At 72.5% G+C, this 17938-nt stretch carries 18 protein-coding genes and 1 riboswitch; of the genes, 9 read left to right on the top strand and 9 right to left on the bottom strand.

Going from position 1 to position 17938, the window contains the following annotated elements; all coding sequences use genetic code 11:
• Positions 1 to 138: 138 nt before the first annotated feature.
• The 4 genes from pknB to thiO all read right to left on the bottom strand — a co-directional run bounded on the left by pknB (position 139) and on the right by thiO (position 4364).
• Positions 139 to 2070 (bottom strand): Stk1 family PASTA domain-containing Ser/Thr kinase, encoded by a 1932-nt coding sequence (gene pknB / locus ACFULQ_RS44215; protein ID WP_383556071.1) that lies wholly within the window; start codon positions 2068 to 2070, stop codon positions 139 to 141.
• Between the two features lie 141 nt (positions 2071 to 2211).
• Complete coding sequence (locus ACFULQ_RS44210; RefSeq protein ID WP_383556069.1) at positions 2212 to 3006, bottom strand: thiazole synthase; 795 nt, start codon at positions 3004 to 3006, stop codon at positions 2212 to 2214.
• A gap of 3 nt (positions 3007 to 3009) precedes the next feature.
• Entirely contained in the window at positions 3010 to 3210 is a 201-nt protein-coding gene (gene thiS / locus ACFULQ_RS44205) for a sulfur carrier protein ThiS (RefSeq protein ID WP_383556067.1), read from the bottom strand.
• Entirely contained in the window at positions 3207 to 4364 is a 1158-nt protein-coding gene (thiO, locus tag ACFULQ_RS44200; RefSeq protein WP_383556064.1) for a glycine oxidase ThiO, read from the bottom strand. The genes thiS and thiO overlap by 4 nt, the downstream gene beginning before the upstream one ends.
• Positions 4362 to 4474: riboswitch (TPP riboswitch) on the bottom strand. It overlaps the preceding gene by 3 nt.
• 52 nt (positions 4475 to 4526) lie before the next feature.
• Here thiO and ACFULQ_RS44195 point away from each other — a divergent pair.
• From ACFULQ_RS44195 to ACFULQ_RS44170, 6 genes are all read left to right on the top strand, one after another.
• Positions 4527 to 4877: a hypothetical protein gene (locus ACFULQ_RS44195; RefSeq protein ID WP_383556062.1), complete on the top strand. Its 351-nt coding sequence runs from the start codon at positions 4527 to 4529 to the stop codon at positions 4875 to 4877.
• A gap of 32 nt (positions 4878 to 4909) precedes the next feature.
• Positions 4910 to 6124: an NAD(P)/FAD-dependent oxidoreductase gene (locus ACFULQ_RS44190; RefSeq protein WP_383556060.1), complete on the top strand. Its 1215-nt coding sequence runs from the start codon at positions 4910 to 4912 to the stop codon at positions 6122 to 6124.
• Positions 6125 to 6238: 114 nt separating this feature from the next.
• A complete protein-coding gene (locus ACFULQ_RS44185) occupies positions 6239 to 6610 on the top strand; it encodes an Rv2175c family DNA-binding protein (protein ID WP_383556057.1) in 372 nt (123 codons plus the stop codon).
• A 93-nt stretch (positions 6611 to 6703) separates the two neighbouring features.
• Positions 6704 to 7354, top strand: coding sequence for a thiamine phosphate synthase (gene thiE / locus ACFULQ_RS44180; protein WP_383556054.1), 651 nt, complete (start codon positions 6704 to 6706; stop codon positions 7352 to 7354).
• 98 nt (positions 7355 to 7452) lie between these two features.
• Positions 7453 to 8376, top strand: a complete 924-nt coding sequence (gene metF, locus ACFULQ_RS44175; protein ID WP_383556052.1) for a methylenetetrahydrofolate reductase [NAD(P)H] — start codon at positions 7453 to 7455, stop codon at positions 8374 to 8376.
• A gap of 56 nt (positions 8377 to 8432) precedes the next feature.
• Positions 8433 to 9401 (top strand): hypothetical protein, encoded by a 969-nt coding sequence (locus ACFULQ_RS44170; protein WP_383556049.1) that lies wholly within the window; start codon positions 8433 to 8435, stop codon positions 9399 to 9401.
• Between the two features lie 15 nt (positions 9402 to 9416).
• On the opposite strand, the gene ACFULQ_RS44165 is transcribed toward ACFULQ_RS44170, so the two are convergent.
• From ACFULQ_RS44165 to ACFULQ_RS44145, 5 genes are all read right to left on the bottom strand, one after another.
• Positions 9417 to 10925 carry a phytoene desaturase family protein gene (locus ACFULQ_RS44165; RefSeq protein ID WP_383556047.1) on the bottom strand — a complete coding sequence of 503 codons (1509 nt, stop codon included), beginning with the start codon at positions 10923 to 10925 and terminating at the stop codon, positions 9417 to 9419.
• Positions 10926 to 10976: 51 nt separating this feature from the next.
• A complete protein-coding gene (locus ACFULQ_RS44160; RefSeq protein WP_383556045.1) occupies positions 10977 to 11582 on the bottom strand; it encodes a DUF4126 domain-containing protein in 606 nt (201 codons plus the stop codon).
• Between the two features lie 383 nt (positions 11583 to 11965).
• Positions 11966 to 12598 carry a TetR/AcrR family transcriptional regulator gene (locus tag ACFULQ_RS44155; RefSeq protein ID WP_383556043.1) on the bottom strand — a complete coding sequence of 211 codons (633 nt, stop codon included), beginning with the start codon at positions 12596 to 12598 and terminating at the stop codon, positions 11966 to 11968.
• Positions 12599 to 12645: 47 nt separating this feature from the next.
• Positions 12646 to 14730 carry a YhgE/Pip family protein gene (locus ACFULQ_RS44150; protein ID WP_383556040.1) on the bottom strand — a complete coding sequence of 695 codons (2085 nt, stop codon included), beginning with the start codon at positions 14728 to 14730 and terminating at the stop codon, positions 12646 to 12648.
• Positions 14702 to 15460 (bottom strand): ATP-binding cassette domain-containing protein, encoded by a 759-nt coding sequence (locus tag ACFULQ_RS44145; protein ID WP_383556038.1) that lies wholly within the window; start codon positions 15458 to 15460, stop codon positions 14702 to 14704. Before ACFULQ_RS44145 ends, ACFULQ_RS44150 begins: the two co-directional genes overlap by 29 nt.
• 179 nt (positions 15461 to 15639) lie before the next feature.
• Between ACFULQ_RS44145 and ACFULQ_RS44140 the strand changes: the two genes are divergently transcribed.
• The 3 genes from ACFULQ_RS44140 (at position 15640) to ACFULQ_RS44130 (ending at position 17888) form a co-directional block, all read left to right on the top strand.
• Entirely contained in the window at positions 15640 to 16215 is a 576-nt protein-coding gene (locus ACFULQ_RS44140) for an SAV_6107 family HEPN domain-containing protein (RefSeq protein ID WP_383556035.1), read from the top strand.
• Between the two features lie 227 nt (positions 16216 to 16442).
• Complete coding sequence (locus ACFULQ_RS44135; protein ID WP_383556032.1) at positions 16443 to 17213, top strand: methyltransferase; 771 nt, start codon at positions 16443 to 16445, stop codon at positions 17211 to 17213.
• Positions 17214 to 17492: 279 nt separating this feature from the next.
• A complete protein-coding gene (locus ACFULQ_RS44130) occupies positions 17493 to 17888 on the top strand; it encodes a DUF3040 domain-containing protein (protein WP_053846972.1) in 396 nt (131 codons plus the stop codon).
• The last annotated feature ends 50 nt before the right edge of the window (positions 17889 to 17938 follow it).

Genomic DNA, 17938 nt, shown 5'->3' with positions numbered 1-17938 from the left:
CCCCTTGAGGTAGGTGCACTGGACGCGTCTCTCAGGGGCGCGGGGAACTGCGCGACCAGCCACAACGCACCCGCAGCCGCCCGACGACCTTGCCCGGCACCCCCTCCTGCGCCCGGCCCCAGCCCAGCGCAGCGTTGGTCAGCGGATCGTGATCGTGATCGTCGAACCCTTCGGGGCCGTGTCGCCGCCCTCCACCGACTGCTTCTTCACCGTGTCGCCGAAGAGCCCGAGCAGACCCCGGTCCTCCTCGACCTGGAAACCGGCCTCCTCCAGCGCCGCCTTCGCGTCGTCGACGCTGTCGCCCGTGACGTCCGGGACCTCGATCATCTCGGGGCCCTTGGAGATCGTCAGGGTGATGGTGTCGCCCTCGGCGGCCTGGCTCCCGGACTCGGGGCTCTGCTGGGCCACCTGGCCCGCGTCGAACTCGGAGTTGACCCGCGCGGTGGCGATCTTCACCTTCAGGCCGGCCTCCGCGAGGTCGGACCTCGCGTCGGACAGGTCCTCGCCGGTGACGTCCGGGACGTCGACCGGGGCGCCCTTGCTGACGGTGAGGGCGATCGCCGAGCCGGTGCGCAGCGTGGTGCCGCCCGACGGGTCCGTGCTGATCACGAAGCCCCTGGGGACGTCGTCGCTGAACTCCCGGGTGACCATGCCGGGCTGGAGCCCGTCCGACTTCAGCCGGGCTCTCGCCTTGCCCAGCTCGAAGCCGTCCACGTCGGGCACCTTGACCGTCTGCGGGCCCTTGGAGACGGTGATCGCCACGGAGTCGTGGTCGCGGATGCGGCTGCCCACCCCGGGGTCCGTGCTGATGACGGTGCCGCGCTTGACGGTGTCGCTGTAGGCGTAGGTGACCTTGCCGGTCTCCAGTCCCGCCTCGTCCAGGCGGTCACGCGCCTGTGCCTCGGTCTTCGCCAGCAGCGCCGGGACCCGGGTGAACTGGCCCGAGTTGATGTACCAGACGCCCGCTCCGACACCGAGCGCCAGCAGGACCGCGGCCACGATCAGGAGCGGCCCGCGCCGGGCTCGGCCACCGGAGGCGCGGCCGCGCCGCGGCGGGGGCGGCGGGGTCTCCAGGACGCTGGTGCGGTGGTGGAGCGGCTCGTCCTCGTTGACCGGGAGCAGCCGGGGCACGGTCAGGGAGCGCGGGATCACGCTCGTACGGTTCTCCGCGCCCGCGTACTCCGACGGGAGCGCCTGCGGCGGCACCATGTCCAGCTGGTCGTCGCTCAGCCTGCCGTGCGCCTCGCGGGTCTGCGCGAGCATCGCCACCGCGTCGTACGGGCGCAGGTCCGGGGTGCGGGCGGTGGCGGAGGCGACCAGCTCGTCCAGTTCGTACGGCAGCCCAGGGATGACCGCCGACGGGGGTGGGACGTCCTCGTGGAGGTGCTTGTAGAGGACTATCGCGGGGGAGTCGCCCTCGTGCGGCTGGCTGCCGGTCAGCATCTCGTACAGGACGACACCGCACGCGTACACGTCGACGCGGGCGTCGGCGATGCCGGGCTGGTCGATCTGTTCCGGGGACAGGTAGGAGACGGTGCCGAGGACCGCTCCGGAGGTGTTGGTGACGTTGTTCACGGACCGCACGAGCCCGAAGTCGGCGACCTTGACCCTGCCGTCGTCCCCTATCAGGACGTTCTCCGGCTTCATGTCCCGGTGCACGAACCCGGCCCGGTGCGCGGCGCCGAGCGCGGCGAGGACCGGCTCCAGGATGTCCAGGGCGGCGCGCGGTTGCAGCGCCCCGCGCTCGCGCAGCACGTCACGCAGGGTGCAGCCGGCGACGTACTCCATGGCGAGATAGACGTACGACCCGTCGGTGCCCTGGTCGAAGACCTGCACCACGTTGGGATGGGCCAGTCGGGCGACGGACTTGGCCTCCCGGATGAACCGCTCGACGAAGACGCCGTCCGCGGCGAGCGCGGGATGCATCACCTTGAGGGCGAGCACACGGTCCAGACGGGTGTCCAGGGCCCGGTAGACCGTGGCCATCCCGCCGACCGCGATCCGCGCGTCCACGCGGTAGCGGCCGTCGAGCACCTGCCCGACCAGCGGGTCCTGAAGGGTCGTATCCACGCAGGCGAGTGTACGAGCCGTGGCTGACAGTCCATCCGGTTCGGCCGGAACAGGAGCGGTACTGGAGCCGAGCTGTGACGGAGGTCGCACCTGCCCGTGTCCATCATCGAACGTGTGTTCAGAGTCGGGCATGTCGTCCGGTCAGAACGCCGGACGCTCCGGGTCCAGTACGGCCAGGCCCTCCACCGGAGACGACGCCTCGGCGAAGTGCCGGCGCGGAATCCGGCCCGCCCGGTACGCCAGCCGGCCCGCCTCCACCCCGTGCCGCATCGCCTGCGCCATCAGCTCCGGCTCCTGGGCCCGCGTCACCGCCGAGGCGAGCATCACCCCCGCGCACCCCAGCTCCATCGCCAGGGCCGCGTCGGACGCCGTCCCCGCCCCCGCGTCCAGGATCACCGGCACGCGTGCGTGCTCGACGATCAGCTGGAAGTTGTGGGGGTTGCGGATGCCGAGCCCGGAGCCGATCGGGGAGCCGAGCGGCATGATCGCCGCGCAGCCCACGTCCTCCAGCCTGCGGGCCAGCACCGGGTCGTCGTTCGTGTACGGCAGCACCGTGAAGCCGTCGTCGACCAGGGTCTCCGCCGCGTCCAGCAGCTCCACGCCGTCCGGCAGCAGGGTGCGCTCGTCGGCGATGACCTCCAGCTTGACCAGCTCGGTGCCGAGCGCCTCGCGCGCGAGGCGGGCCGTGAGAACCGCCTCGCCGGCCGTGAAGCAGCCCGCCGTGTTGGGCAGGACCCGGATGCCGAGCCGCTCCAGGACGGACAGCACCGAGCCGTGCACCGAGGGGTTCACCCGCCGCATCGCGACCGTCGTGAGCTCGGTCCCGGAGGCGACCAGCGCCCGCTCCAGGACGTCCAGGCTGGGCGCCCCGCCCGTGCCCATGATCAGCCGGGACGAGAAGGACGTACCGCCGATGACGAAGGGATCGTCGGCCATGGGTCAGCCTCCTTGGACGGCGGTGAGGACTTCCACGCGGTCTCCCTCGGCGAGGGGCGTCGAGGACCACTGCGCGCGCGGGACGACGGTCTCGTTGAGCGCGGCGGCGACCCCGGAGGGCGCCGGGGTCAGGGCCCGTACGACGGTGTCGAGAGCCGTGCCGGGAGCGAACCGGCGCGGCTCCCCGTTGACGGAGATGTTCATGCCGGCTGCTCCACCCGCTCCAGGAACCGCCCCGGGGTGAACGGGCGGGCCACCTCCGGGAGTTCACCGGTGGTCAGGACGTGCGCCATGGCGTCCCCGGTGACCGGCGTCAGCAGCACGCCGTTGCGGTAGTGCCCGGTGGCGAGCAGCAGGCCGGGCAGCTGCGTCGGGCCGAGCAGCGGCGCGTTGTCGGGGGAGCCCGGACGCAGGCCCGCGCGCGTCTCCGTCAGCGGCAGCTCGGTGATGCCGGGGACCAGTTCGTGCGCGTCCCGCAGCAGTTCGTACACCCCGCCCGCGGTCACCGTCGTGTCCCAGCCCAGCTCCTCGCTGGTCGCGCCGATCACCAGCTCGCCGTTCTCGCGCGGCACGAGATAGACCTGGCTGCCGCGCACCACGGCCCGCACGGTACGGCTCAGGAACGGCGCGTACCGGGGCGGCACGGTCAGGCGCAGCACCTGGCCCTTCACGGGCCGCACAGGGGGCAGGAGGGCCTGGGGGACGCCTTCCAGACGGCCGCTGAGGCTCCCGGCGGCGAGCACCACCTGGCCCGCGTCCAGTTCCTCGGCGTCCGTCATGGTGATCCCGGCGGCCCGGTCCCGGGCGACCCGCAGGCGTTGTGCCCACGCGCGGTGGAACACCACACCGGCCCGCTCGCACGCGGCCAGCAACGCGCGCGTGAGGCGGCGCGGATCGATCTGGTGGTCGCCGTCCACCCGCAGCCCGCCCCGCACCCCCGGCGCGAGCATCGGCTCCAGACGGCGGCACTCGCGCCCCGACAGCCACTCCGACTCCAGGCCCGACTGCCGCTGGAGCGCGTGCAGTTCGCGCAGATGGGCGCGGTCGTCGGCGTCCAGCGCCACGGCCAGCGTGCCGCAGCGGCGGTAGCCGAGGTCGTGCCCGGTCAGCTCGGTGAGCTCGGCCGCGAAGTCGGGGTAGCGGCGGGCCGAGGCGAGGTTCAGGCCGAGCAGGGTCTGCTCGCCGTAGTGCAGTTCGGTGACGGCGGCCAGCATCCCGGCGGCCACCCGGGCGGCTCCGCCGCCCGGTTCCGGGTCCACGACCGCCGTGCGGAGACCGCGCTGCGCGGCCCGCCAGGCCGTGACCAGGCCGATGATTCCGCCCCCGACGACGAGGACGTCTGACGTACGTGAGGACATGGGCGTCCAGCCCCTCCCTTCGCCGGCATGACCCGGATCAGGTTCGTACGGTCGGAGGCCGGCCAGCCTCCCTCTCAGCCCGGTGCGTCCGGGCTCCCGCGAGTGCTCTACGTTGGCCACCCTAGCCCGACGTCGTATGTCTCAGTAAGGGAGCCTCTTTTCGTGGCGCGCTCGCTCGACGGTCTCGTTCTCGCCCCTGTCGCCGACCAGGCCCCAGGTCAGGTGGGCACCAGGACCCGGTTCATGTACCACGAGAAGGACGGGGAGATCTGGGCCGAGTACACGGGCGGGGACGTCGTACGCGGGCATCTGGTCGGCACGCGCGCGGGGGACCGCCTCGACTTCCGCTACGTCCAGCTCAAGCACGACCGGACGACGTCCTGCGGGCACTGCGTCTCCACGGTCGTGGACCTTCCCGACGGCCGGGTGCGGCTGGAGGAGACTTGGGAGTGGGAGTCGCAGTCCGGCAGTGGGACCAGCGTTGTGGAGCAGGTCACTCGGCACGACTCCTGACTGACTGTTCGTCAGGTGGCTAGGGTGATCAAATGACCGAGCAGACGCAGGCGCAGCGGCGGGTGGTCGTGGTCGGGGCGGGCATGGCCGGCGTGCAGACCGCGGTCGCCCTGCGCGAACAGGGCTTCCAGGGCACCGTCACGGTGATCGGCGCGGAACCCCATCAGCCCTACGACCGTCCCCCGCTCTCCAAGGCGGTCCTGCTGGGCAAGGCCGAGGGCTCCGCCTTCGACGTGGACTTCGAGGCCCTCGGCATCGAACTGCTGCTCGGCCGCGAGGCGCTGGGCGTGCGCCCCGACGCGCACGAACTGGACACCGAGGCCGGGGTCGTGCCGTACGACGTCCTGGTCCTCGCCACCGGCGCCGAACCGATCCGGCTGCCCGGGACCGAGGGCGTGCCCGGCGTGCATCTGCTGCGCACCCTGGACGACGCCGAGCGGCTGCGCCCCGTGCTCGCCCGCCAGCACGACATCGTGGTCGTCGGCGCGGGCTGGATCGGCGCCGAGTTCGCCACCGCCGCGCGCGAGGCGGGCTGCGCGGTGACGGTCGTGGAGGCCGCCGACCGTCCGCTCGCGGGCGCGCTGCCCGCCGAGGTGGCCGCGCCGATGACGTCCTGGTACGCCGACGCGGGGGCCGATCTGCGCACCCACGCGCGCGTGGTGCGCGTCGAGCCCGGTGAGGTCGTCCTGGACGACGGCTCCCGGGTGGCCGCGGGAGCCGTCGTGGTCGGCATCGGCGCCCGGCCCGCCACGGCCTGGCTGGCCGGATCCGGCATCGAGCTCGGTGCGCACGGCGAGGTCGTCGCCGACGAGCGGCTGCGGACCTCCGCACCGGACGTCCACGCGGTCGGCGACTGCGCCTCCTTCCCCTCGGGGCGCTACGGCGAGCGGCTGATGGTCCACCACTGGGACAACGCCCTCCAGGGACCCCGCACGGTCGCCGCCGCGATCCTGGGCGAGACCTCCGCGGTCTACGACCCGGTCCCGTACTTCTGGTCCGAGCAGTTCGGCCGCTTCGTCCAGTACGCCGGCCACCACGCGTCCGCCGACACGACCCTGTGGCGCGGCGATCCGTCCGGCCCCGCCTGGTCGGTGTGCTGGCTGCGCGAGAACCGCCTGGTCGCCCTTCTGGCGGTGGGCCGCCCCCGCGACCTGGCCCAGGGCCGCCGGCTGATCGAGGCGGCCGCGGAGATGGACCCGGAGCTGCTGACGGACCCGGCGCGACCGCTGAAGGCGGCGACGGCGTAGGACGGCGACGGCGTACGACACGGTGCGGTCGTCACCAGGGAATCCTGCCCTCCGTTCCCCCGCCGGAGGCGCCCCGGCTTCCGACTGTCAGTGCGGGATGGCACGCTTAATCCCGTGACCGAGATTGACGCAAAAATCGATGCTCTCGTCCCCGCCTGGCTCACCCTCCCCGATATCGCAGAGATGCTGGACGTCGAGGTGACGCGTGTGCGGCAGCTGGTCAAGGAGGGCCAGCTCATCGCCGTACGCCGTGGTGAGAACCGCGCGCTGCACGTCCCCGCCGCCTTCATCGACGGGGCCGAGCAGAAGGTCGTCAAGGGCCTGTCCGGCACCTTGACGCTCCTGAGGGACGACGGCTTCACCGACGAAGAGATGCTGGAGTGGCTCTTCACCCCCGACGACAGCCTGCCCGGCACCCCCGCACAGGCCCTGAGCGAGAATCGCGGCACGGAGGTGAAGCGCCGGGCCCAGGCGCTCGCCGTCTGACCTGACAGCACCGGCGTACGGGCCGGGCCCGCCGGGGCCGCGGCCGCGGTCGAGCACGGCCCGTACACCACCGAACCCGGGGGAGACTCACGCATGCCCGACACCGCCCGCGCCCAGCTCGCCGACGCCCGCGTCTACCTGTGCACGGACGCCCGCAAGCGCCAGGGCGACCTCGCCGAGTTCCTCGACGCCGTCCTGGCCGGCGGCGTCGACATCGTGCAGCTGCGGGACAAGGGCATGGAGGCGGCCGAGGAGCTGGAACACCTGAAGGTCCTCGCCGACGCCTGCGCCCGCCACGGCAAGCTCCTCGCGGTCAACGACCGGGCCGACGTCGCCCACGCGGCCGGCGCCGACGTACTCCATCTGGGGCAGGGCGACCTCCCCGTCCCCGCCGCCCGGGCGATCCTCGGCGACGACGTCCTCATAGGCCGCTCCACCCACGCCGAGCCGGAGGCCACGGCGGCCGCGACGCAGGACGGCGTGGACTACTTCTGCACCGGCCCGTGCTGGCCCACCCCCACCAAGCCCGGCCGGCACGCCCCCGGCCTCGACCTGGTCCGCCGCACCGCCGCCCTCGGCACCGACCGCCCCTGGTTCGCCATCGGCGGCATCGACCTCGGCAACCTCGACGAGGTCCTGGAGGCCGGCGCCCGCCGGGTCGTCGTCGTCCGGGCGATCACCGAGGCGGACGACCCCGGGGCGGCCGCCGCGGAGTTCGCGAAGCGGCTCAGGCACACGGTGTAACCGCCTCAGGTGTCCGAGGGGTGGACAACAAGTCGACAATCCGGGCAAATTTCCCGGATCCGGTTGGGAGGCCGCCGCCCCCTGACTAACCTTCCGGTATGGCCCTCGGAACCGCATCCACCAGGACTGACCGCGCACGCACCGTGCGCGACATGCTCGCCACGGGCAAGACGACGTACTCCTTCGAGTTCTCGGCGCCCAAGACTCCCAAGGGTGAGCGAAACCTGTGGAGCGCCCTCCGGAGGGTCGAGGCGGTCGCCCCGGACTTCGTCTCCGTGACCTACGGCGCCGGCGGCTCCACCCGCGCGGGCACCGTCAAGGAGACCCAGCAGATCGTCGCGGACACCACCCTGACCCCGGTCGCCCACCTCACCGCGGTCAACCACTCCATCGCCGAACTGCGCAACATCATCGGCCAGTACGCCGACGCCGGGATCCGCAACATGCTGGCCGTGCGCGGCGACCCGCCCGGCGACCCCATGGGGGACTGGCTGGCCCACCCGCAGGGCCTGACCTACGCCGCCGAACTCGTCCGGCTCATCAAGGAGTCGGGCGACTTCTGCGTAGGCGTCGCGGCCTTCCCGGAGATGCACCCGCGCTCCGCGGACTGGGACACCGACGTCACCCACTTCGTCGACAAGTGCCGCGCCGGCGCCGACTACGCCATCACCCAGATGTTCTTCCAGCCGGAGTCCTATCTGCGGCTGCGTGACCGAGTCGATGCCGCGGGCTGCGCGACTCCGGTCATCCCCGAGATCATGCCCGTGACCAGCGTGCGAATGCTGGAACGCCTCCCGCAGCTCAGCAACGCGAGCATCCCCTCCGCCCTGAAAGAGCGGATCCTCACAGCAAAGGACGATCCGGCCGCTGTACGCTCGATCGGAATCGAGTTCGCCACGGAGTTCTGCGCGCGGCTGCTGTCCGAGGGAGTGCCCGGACTGCACTTCATCACGCTCAACAACTCCACGGCATCGCTGGAAATCTACGAAAACCTGGGCCTGCACCACCGACCGCAGGCCTAGACCGGCCGCACGGATATACGACACACTGCGTAGCGGTCACTGGGAGAGGGGCGTACATGGGCTGGACGGTCCTCTACATCGCGTTCGGATTCGTCGCGTTGTGGCTGCTCGGCGAAGTGCTGTTGCAGTACAAGGCGCGGCTGCGCTGGCGGGTGCTCGCCTTCGTCGGCTTCCTGGGCGTGGTCCTCGGCGTGCTGATCTCACAGGTGATCGTCATCGGTCTCGGCGCGATCGCCTTCGCGGTCGGCCAGACCTACGTCACCCTGTCGTTCCGCCGCGGCTTCGAACAGGGCTGGGCGGTCAACCCGCCGGCCGCGCTGGGCGGTCTGACCGGCGGCAAGAAGAGCCGCCGGGAGCGCGGCCGCGAGGAGCCCGCGCTGGAGGTCTCGGACCTGGAGTCGGGGGCCGCGGCCTACGGCGACGAGGCCGGGTACGACCGGGGCCGCCCGGACACCGCGGGCTACGGTCATGACGACGACTACGACCGCGACGACGTCTTCACCCCGGCGCGCTCCGCCACGGCCGCCGAGACCACCTCGGTCTACGAGCCCCAGCCCCTGCCCGATGACACCGGTTCCTACGGCATATACAGCGACACCGGCTACGGCGGCGACCAGTCCTACGCCTCCGCGGGCCAGCCCCAGGACCAGTACGCGACGGCGGCCGCCGACCAGACGTACGGCTACGACGGCTACACCGGTTACGACCAGCAGCAGTACGGCTACGATGCGGGCGGACAGCAGCAGTACGCCGCCTACTCCGACCCGTACATCGGCACCCAGACCTACGGGACGGGGTCGTACGACACGTCCTACGGCGGTCAGCAGCAGTTCGTCCAGCAGGGCTACGACCAGTACGGCCAGACGTACGGCGGCGAGACGCCGGCCGGCGGGGTGTGGGTGCCGCAGCAGCGCACCGACGAGTACGGCGGCGAACTCCCGCAGGAGCAGCAGTACTACCAGGACAACAGCGGCCAGGGACACCAGAACCAGGGCCAGGGGTACGACGAGCAGTACCGCTTCTGACGCCGGGCGGCTCCCTCACCGAGAGCCGCGGAACTCCGGCCCCTCCACGATCAGCCCGGCGACCAGGGCGCCCGACATGCCGGCATGGGGGAGACCCCCACCGGGGTGCGACCAGCCACCGGCCGTGAACAGGCCTGGCAGCGCTGTGCTGTTGGACGGGTGCAGGGTGCCGTCGGGGCCGGCCAGTGAGGGTGCGGGTACGGCACCGCCTTCGGCCCCCGTCTCCCGCTCGGTGTGCACGGGCGTCCGCACCTCGCGCCACAGAATCCGCTCCCGGAGGTGGGGAAGCGCCCGCTCGGCGGCGGTGACCATCTTGTCCGCGAAGGCGTCGGCCATGCCCGGGGCGGTCCAGTCGAAGCTCCCCTGGGGCGTCACGGTCGCCGTCAGCACCACGGACTCGTGGTCCGCGTCGGGGCGCAGAGCCGGGTCATCCGGACGGTCGATCTGCACGGTGGTCTCCTCGGGCAGTTCCCCGTGCACGAAGTCGCACAGCGCGCCTTCCGGGTCGGGGCCGTGCACCACCGTGCGGTGCGCGGCGCCCGGCTGCCGAGCCCCGCGCAACGCGAGACAGACCACGATCCGGCCGAGGTGCCGGTTCTCGGCGTGCGGGGGGACGTCCTCGGCGGCGTAGAGCTCACGTCCCGGCAGGAGTCCGCGCAGTCGCCAGGGCCCCCCGCCGACGACGGCGTCCGCCTCCACGAGCGTCCCGTCGGCCAGCTCCAGCCCTCCCGCGCGGCCGTCCTTCTCCAGGACGCCCGTCACCTCGGCGCCGAAGTGGAACTCCACCTTGCGCTGGACGCACCGCTCGTACACGGCCCGCGCCAACTCCCGCATGCCGCCCCGGACATACCAGGTCCCGAAGGCGTGCTCCATGTACGGGAGGATCGCGGCGCTCGCCGGGGCGAGGCCGGGGTCGATGCCGTAGGCGAGCGCGTAGCCGTCCAGCAGGGAAGAGAGGCGGGGGTCGCGCAGCTCCCAGGCGCCGATCTGGTTCAGCGTGCCGGCCCGGCGGGTCCGCAGGAACTTCTTGTGCGGCACCGCCGGATAGGGCTCGCGCTCCGCCAGCACCGGCCAGTTGGGCCACAGCGGCTCCTCCAGGAGCGGTCTGCGGGTGCGGTCCCAGGTCTCGCGGGCCCGGACCAGGAAGTCGCCCCAGCGCGCGCCGGCCCCCGCGCCGAGCGCCTCGTCCAGAGCGGAGACCACCCCCGCGCGGGACGCGTTCGGCAGGGACACCTCGGTGCCGTCCTTGAAGACGTGCCGTGCCGACGGGTCGACCTGGACCAGCTCGACGACCGACTCCAGGGGTTCCTTGCCGGTCTTGACGAACAGATCGCGGTAGACCGCGGGGAGCGTGAGCAGTCCGGGTCCGGTGTCGAAGCCGAAGCCGTCCCGCTCGAACCGGCGCACCGCTCCGCCGTACGTCTCCGTACGCTCGTACACCGCCACCCGGTGACCCGCGACGGCCAGCCGGGCAGCGGCCGCCATCGCGCCCATCCCGGCGCCGATCACCGCAATCCTTGCCATGCCTGCGACCTTATCGGCCGCCACTGACAACTCCGCCGGGGGTGCGCAGCCCTAGGTGGGTTCTCGTGCCGCCAGTCGTTTTTCCTCGCGGCGTTGGGCCCTGCGTCTGCGGAATCTGCGGATCCGGGAGATCAGGAAGTACAGCACCACCAGGCCCGCCAGCAGCAGGACGCCCGCGATGACCGCCGCCGCCTCCGGGTGGAACATCGCGAAGGTGACGACGCCGGCCACGCCGAGGTCCTCCGCCAGGCTCAGGACGATGTTGCTGAAGGGCTCCGGGGAGGCGTTGACGGCCATCCTCGTGCCCGCCTTGACCGTGTGGCTGGCCAGCGCCGTCGAGCCGCCCACCAGACCCGCGACCACGTCGTTGAGCGAACCGCTCTGACCGGCGAGCAGCGCCCCGACCCAGGCGCCCGCGACCGGCCGGACCACGGTGTGCACGGAGTCCCACGCCGAGTCGACGTACGGGATCTTGTCGGCCACCGCCTCGCACAGGAACAGTGCGCCCGCGATGACGAGGACCTCGGGGCGCTGGAGGGTTTCGGGGACGTCGTCGCTCAGCCCCGTCGCGCCGAACACGCCGAGCAGCAGCACCACCGCGTACGCGTTGACACCGCTGGCCCAGCCGCTGGTGAACACCAAGGGGAGTACGGACACGGACGCGATCGTAACCAGTGGGCCACCGGGCGTCCTGGGGATGAGCACGCAGGACTGAGTATCCGTACCTAGAGGGTGAGATGAGTACGCGCGCGGATGGGCTGCGACCTGCGTGAACGGGAGAGTGGAGGCACGGCGAAGGGGAACGGCTCCGGCACCGGCGACACGGGGCGCCGGAACGGAGCCGCCCCGGACCCGCTCCTTCCGCCGGCCGAGGTCGGCGGGAGCGAGGCACGGGGGATCCCGGAAAGCGGGGGAACGACCGAACGGGGGCCCAACGGGGGGTACGGGGTAACGGGGGAACGGGGAGAAGGCGCCGGTTCGAGGTGGCCCGCGGGGGACGCGGCCACAGCGGACCGGCGCTTTCGCCTGTCAGCGCGATGTCATCCGCTGCGCCCGCTCACCCTCCCCTGCAACAGCCGCGACAGCGCCGCGTGCACGTCGTCCAGGGAGCGCTCGGGCTGGAAGGACTGCCAGTCCAGGGCGGCCACCAGGACCATGCCGACCAGGGCGGAGGCGGTCAGCGGGACATCGATCTCCTCGCTGAACTCACCGCTCTCGACGCCCTCGCGCAGCACGCCCTCCACGACCGCGACGGCCTCCTGACGGACCACCATGAGGGTGGACTGCCACGCCCTGTTGGTGCGCCACAGCTCGGCCACGTACAGCTGGGTGAAGGCCGGGTAGCGGTCGATGAAGACGAGGCCGGCGCGGATCATCGCGTCCAGGGCGTCCACCTTGCCGCCGCCCGCGCGGGCGGTCGCCTCCGCCGCCTCCCGCAGAGAGGCGGTGAGCAGACCCACCCCGTGCCGCAGCAGCTCCTCGAAGAGCACCGACTTGCTCGCGAAGTTGTAGTAGACCGTGCCCTTCGCGACTCCGGCCCGCTCGGCGATCTCGTCGACCGTGGTGGCGGAGAAGCCCTGCTCGGCGATGAGCGTGACGGCCGCCTCGTAGAGCTTCTGCCGGGTGGCCTCGCGGCGCGTGCTGACGCCCGCCGTGGCGCTGCTGCTGTCCATGGTCCTGATTCTCACAGGCGTCAGGCCCTCTGAGGTGGCGGAACGGCTCACAGGGTCAGCTCCGGGTGCAGCCGGTCCAGGGTCCACACCTGACGGCGGCGCGCGGCCACGGCGGTCAGCGCGAGGGCGCCCGCGGTGAAGGCGATGAGCACCACGCACGCGTGCCACACCGGACCGAGGCCGCCGCCCGTGATGAGTCTCCTGAGGGCCTCGACGACGTAGCTCATCGGCAGGAAGGGGTGCAGCGCGTTGAAGAAGCCCGGACTGGTCTGGACGGGATAGGTGCCGCCCGCGGACGTCAGCTGGAGCATCAGGAGGGCGAGGACGAGGATCCGGCCGGCCGCTCCGAAGCGGGCGTTCAGCCACTGCACGATCGCCGCGAAGCACGCCGTCACCAGGAACAGGAAGCCCACGGTCCCGGCCGCGCGGGCCATCTGGAGGCCGACGGCCCAGTGCAGCACCGACATCAGGGCCACCGTCTGGAGCACCCCGATCGCCACCACCGGCAGCCAGCCCGCCAGCGCGATCCGCCAGGCCGCGGCACCGGCGGCGAGCGCCCGCCGGTTCATCGGCGCGATCAGCATGTACGCCACCATCGCGCCCACCCACAGCGACAGCGGGATGAAGTACGGGGCGAACCCGGTGCCGTAGTTCGGCGCGTCGTGCAGGTCCTTGGAGATCAGCTGGACCGGGTCGGCCATCACCTCGGTGCGCCGGTCGCGGTCCTTCTTGTCGTAGTCGGGGATCTGCGAGGCGCCGTCGTGCAGCCCGTCGGAGAGCTTCCCGGAGCCGTCGGCGAGCTTGTACATGCCGCCGCTCAGGGTGTCGGCGCCGGTGCTGAGGCGGTCGATGCCCTGGTCGAGCTGCTGGGCGCCGGTCCGCGCGGTGCCGATGCCGGAGTGCAGCGTCCTGGCCCCGTCGGCGACCTTGCGCGCGCCCTCGTTGAGCCGGTTGACCTTGGCCACGGCGTCGTCGAGGTCCTCGGAGAGCCGGGGCGCCCGGTCGGCGAGCGCGCGGGCCTGCTTCTGGAGGGTGGCGAGCTGTCCGTCGAGCTTCTTGAGGTCGCCGTTCTGGTCGGCGACGAGCGCGTTGACGTCGTCGGCCACCCGGGCCACGTCGGCGGCGGCCTGCTGTGCCTTCTTCAGGTCGGCGCAGGCGGCGTCCGGCAGCACGGGGTCCGTGCATCGCGCCCTATAGACGGCGTTCAGGGTGTCGGCGGCCTTGTGCGCCGCCTCGGCGGCGGCCGGGGCGGTCCTCACCAGGGTGCCGAGGTTGTGGCGGACGGCTCCGGCCGAGTCGGCGACGAGCCGCGCTGTGTCGCCGATGCTCTTCTCGTTGTCCGCGACGAAGGGCCCCACCGTGTCCGCGACGCCGTTGACCCGGTCGGCGAGCGTCTGGGTGCCGGCGGCGACCTGCCGCGCGCCGTCCGCCAGGTCGCCCGAGCCGGTGTCGAGCCTGGCCAGCCCGGCGGAGAGCCGCCCGCTGCCCGACTGCGCCTGCTTGAGCCCCGCGGCCAGGTCCTCGGACCCCTTCTCGGCCTTGCCGATGCCGCCTTCGAGGTCGTCGGCGCCGTTCGCGGCCTTCACGGTGGCGCCGTGGATGTCGGAGAAGGAGATGAAGATCCGGTCCAGGAAGGACCGCGAGGCCTTGGTGGACGCGGCCTGACGCACCTCGGCGAAGACCGTCCGCGCGATCTGCCCGACGATGTAGTTGTTGGCGTCGTTCGTACGGACCTGGAGCGCGCCCGTCTCGGGGGAGTCGCCCGCGCTGGAGGCGATCCTCCTGCTGAAGTCGGCCGGCATGGTCAGCGACAGGTAGTAGGTGCCGTCCTCGACGCCCTTGCGGGCCTCGCCCGCGCTGACCTCGTGCCAGTCGAAGGTGTCGCTCTCGCGCAGCCCCTTGGTGATGTCCTCGCCCGCGGTGAGCCTGTGGCCGTCGGCGGTGGTGCCCTTGTCGTCGTTCACGAGGGCCACCGGGATGCGGTCCAGGCGGCCGTAGGGGTCCCAGAAGGACCACAGGTACAGGGCGCCGTACAGCAGCGGCAGCACCAGCAGGGCCACCAGCGCGGCACGCGGCAGCTTCCCCCTGCCGAAGCGGCGCAGCTCAAGCGCGGCCAGTCTCGGTGAGCGCATCGCCCGTCTCCTTCCGGTTCTGCTCGTCCTCGGGGGTCTCGGTACGCGTGGACACCGTCACGGCGTCCTCCGGTGCCTCGCTGCACACCGCCAGGACCGTCGTGCCGGCCGCGGCGAGCGACCTGAGCAGGGCCCAGGCCTCGGCCCGCTCGGCGTCGGACAGCTTCAGGTCCAGGTCGTCGACGGCGAGCAGTCGCGGGCGGCCGATCAGCGCCAGGGCGATCGACAGCCGCAGCGCCTCCAGCCGTTCCAGATCGCGTACGGCGGTCCGCGCGCCCTTGGGCAGTGCCTCCCGGTCGAGCCCGGCGGCCGTCAGGGCGGTGTCGATCCGCAGCCCCGCCTCGGCCGTCCGCTCGGCGCGCGGTCGCAGCAGCGCGCGCACCGAGTCGCCGAACCGGTTCTGGAGCAGCGCCCGTTCGCGCAGGTGCTCCCCGACGGTGAGCGCCGGGTCGAGGTCGGTGACCCCGGGGACATTGGCCGGCGCGCTGAACCGGCGGACCGCCGAGAGCTGCTTGGGCAGCCGGGCCCCGCCCACGGTCGCGGTCCCCTCGGTGGCCTTCATCCGTCCGGTGAGCGCGAGCAGCAGGCTCGTACGGCCGGACCCCGAGGGCCCCTCGACGGCGATCAGCGCCCCGGGCTCCGCGACGAGGTCGACGCCCCGGAAGGCCCAGCCGCGGGGTCCTCTCAACCCGAACCCCTCGGCCACGACAGCGACTCCGTCCACGGCCACCCCCTGCTCCCTTGAAGCGACAACATTTTGAACTGACTGGTCAGTGCAAAAATAGACCCGAACCTTCGATCGAAGCAAAACCGCAGGTCAGAACGGATTGTCAGTGCCATAGCTCACGATGGGCACATACGGCACTCCGTAGCGGGATGTGCCGTCAACCAGACGACAGGAGGTTCGTCATGGCCAGCTATCACGCAGCCGCCGCCCGTCGGCGCCGCGCCACCGGCCCTGCCCCCTCACTGACCGGCCCGGCGAGCGACGTGCACCCCGTGCTGCGCCGGGCGACGGCCCCGCCCGCAGCCCTCGACCTGCTCGCCCAGGCCCGTGCCGGCCTCGACGAGGCCTCGGCGCTGGAGACGCCGAACGAGCGCTATGCCACCGCCCACCTCGCCGCCCTGCGCACCGCGGCCGCCGTGCTCGCCGCGCGGGGGCGTCCGGAGCCCACGCCCCGACGCCGCGCCAAGATCCGGAGCGCCTGGGAAGTGCTCCCGGAGATCGCGCCGGAGCTCGCCGAGTGGAGCGCGCTCTTCGCCTCCGGGGCCCGGCGCCGCGCCCGGGCCGAGGCCGGCATCCAGGGCGCGGCCAGCCGTCGGGACGCGGACGACCTCATACGCGACGTGGCGATGTTCCTGCGCCTCGTCGAGCGGATGTTGGTCCTCCAGCCGGTCCTGCCGCAGCCGCGCCAGGACGCGGACGAGCCCGAGGGGAGCGGCCACGGCACCGACCGCGACCGCGACTTCCCGGACGCCGGGTGACGGGCGCGCCGCGCGGCGAGTGGCGTCCGGGCGCGGCGTACAGCGAGGGCGACCGGGTGCGCCGTACGGAGCCGAGCCCAGCGTCTCTGCCGTACGCGCCCGGGACCGGCGTCCGCCGTACGAGACGTGCGGCCGGGCGTGGCACCGGAGTGACCAGGTGGGGGACCGGAGGCAATAGGGTGGAGGGCGCCTGAAGTCTTCCCGCCCGCGCCGAGGAGCCAACTGCCGTGTCGGACCCGCTGCGACCCCGCGCCTCCCTCCGTACCGCCGTGGTCTGGGACGTCCTCCAGGACGCCCTCGACCGCCGGGTCAAGGCCACGGGACGCCAGGCGCTGGACGTCCTCGACACCGGAGGCGGCAGCGGCAACTTCGCGGTGCCCGTCGCCCGTCTCGGCCACCAGGTCACGGTCGTCGATCCCAGCCCCAACGCCCTGTTCGCGCTGGAGCGCCGCGCCGCCGAGGCCGGTGTCGCCGACCGCGTCCGGGGCGTCCAGGGCGACGCCCACGGCCTCTTCGACGTGGCCGAGCGCGGCGCGTACGACGTGGTGCTGTGCCACGGCGTCCTGGAGTACGTCGACGACCCCGCCGAGGGCGTGCGCAACGTGGTGGCCGCCCTGCGTTCCGAGGGCGTCCTCAGCCTGCTCGCCGCGGGACTCGGCGGCGCCGTGCTCGCGCGGGCCCTGGCCGGCCACTTCAAGGAGGCCCGGCAGGCGCTCGGCGACCCGGACGGCCGCTGGGGCGACGGCGACCCGGTGCCCCGCCGCTTCACCGCCGAACAGCTCACGGCGCTCGTCGAGGGCGCGGGCCTCACCGTGGGCGCCGTGCACGGCGTGCGGGTCTTCGCCGACCTGGTTCCCGGTGTGCTCGTGGACACCGAGCCCGGCGCGGTGGAGGCCCTGCTGAAGCTGGAGGAGGCGGCGGCCGAGCTCCCCGCCTTCCACTCCGTGGCCACCCAGCTCCATGTGCTCGGCGAGACGCGGGAGGCCGCCGGGGCCTGAGCGCCCTCCTGAGCCGTAGTGCTGATCAGGTACTTGATGGCACATGGAGTACGCCACAGGCCCCCCGATCGAGCGCTCAGCGCCGTATGATCGAGGGAGACCGCCCGGCATGACGGGACGGCAGCTGGGGAATGACAAGATTCAGCGGCCGGAGCGTTCATGGCGGATTCCGGTTGGCCAATTGGCGCAGAGGGGCGGGTTTCACGGGGGCGATTCCCTGCCTATCCTGAAGGGACCCCCCGGGTCGCCCCCCGGCGACTGCACGATGAGGAGGACTCCGTGCCGCTCTCGGAGCACGAGCAGCGCATGCTCGAGCAGATGGAGCGAGCGCTGTACGCCGAAGATCCCAAGTTCGCGTCGGCGCTCGAGGGAAGCGGGCTGCGTACGTACACCCGGCGGCGGGTCTACCAGGCGGTTGCCGGCTTCCTCGTGGGTATCGCGCTCCTCATGGCCGGTATGGTCGCCAAGCAGGTCTGGCTCAGCGTGGTGGGATTCCTCGTCATGCTGGGTTGTGCGGTACTCGCTGTGACCGGCTGGCGCAAGGCCCCCAAGCCGGGCGAACAGCCCGCGGCGGGCGCTCCGCACGCCCGTCGCCAGGGACGTCAGAAGCGCTCGATGATGGACCGGATCGAGCAGCGCTGGCAGAAGCGCCGCGATGAGCAGGGCGGCCAGTAGCCGCTCGGCGAGCAACTCCCACAGATGTGGTGAGGGGGTGAGCACCCGGC

This window comes from Streptomyces sp. NPDC057253 (genome assembly GCF_042669125.1).
GTDB lineage: Bacteria > Actinomycetota > Actinomycetes > Streptomycetales > Streptomycetaceae > Streptomyces.
The sequence above is the reverse complement of the archived record's forward strand: the minus strand, read 5'-3'. Positions and strand labels throughout refer to the sequence as shown.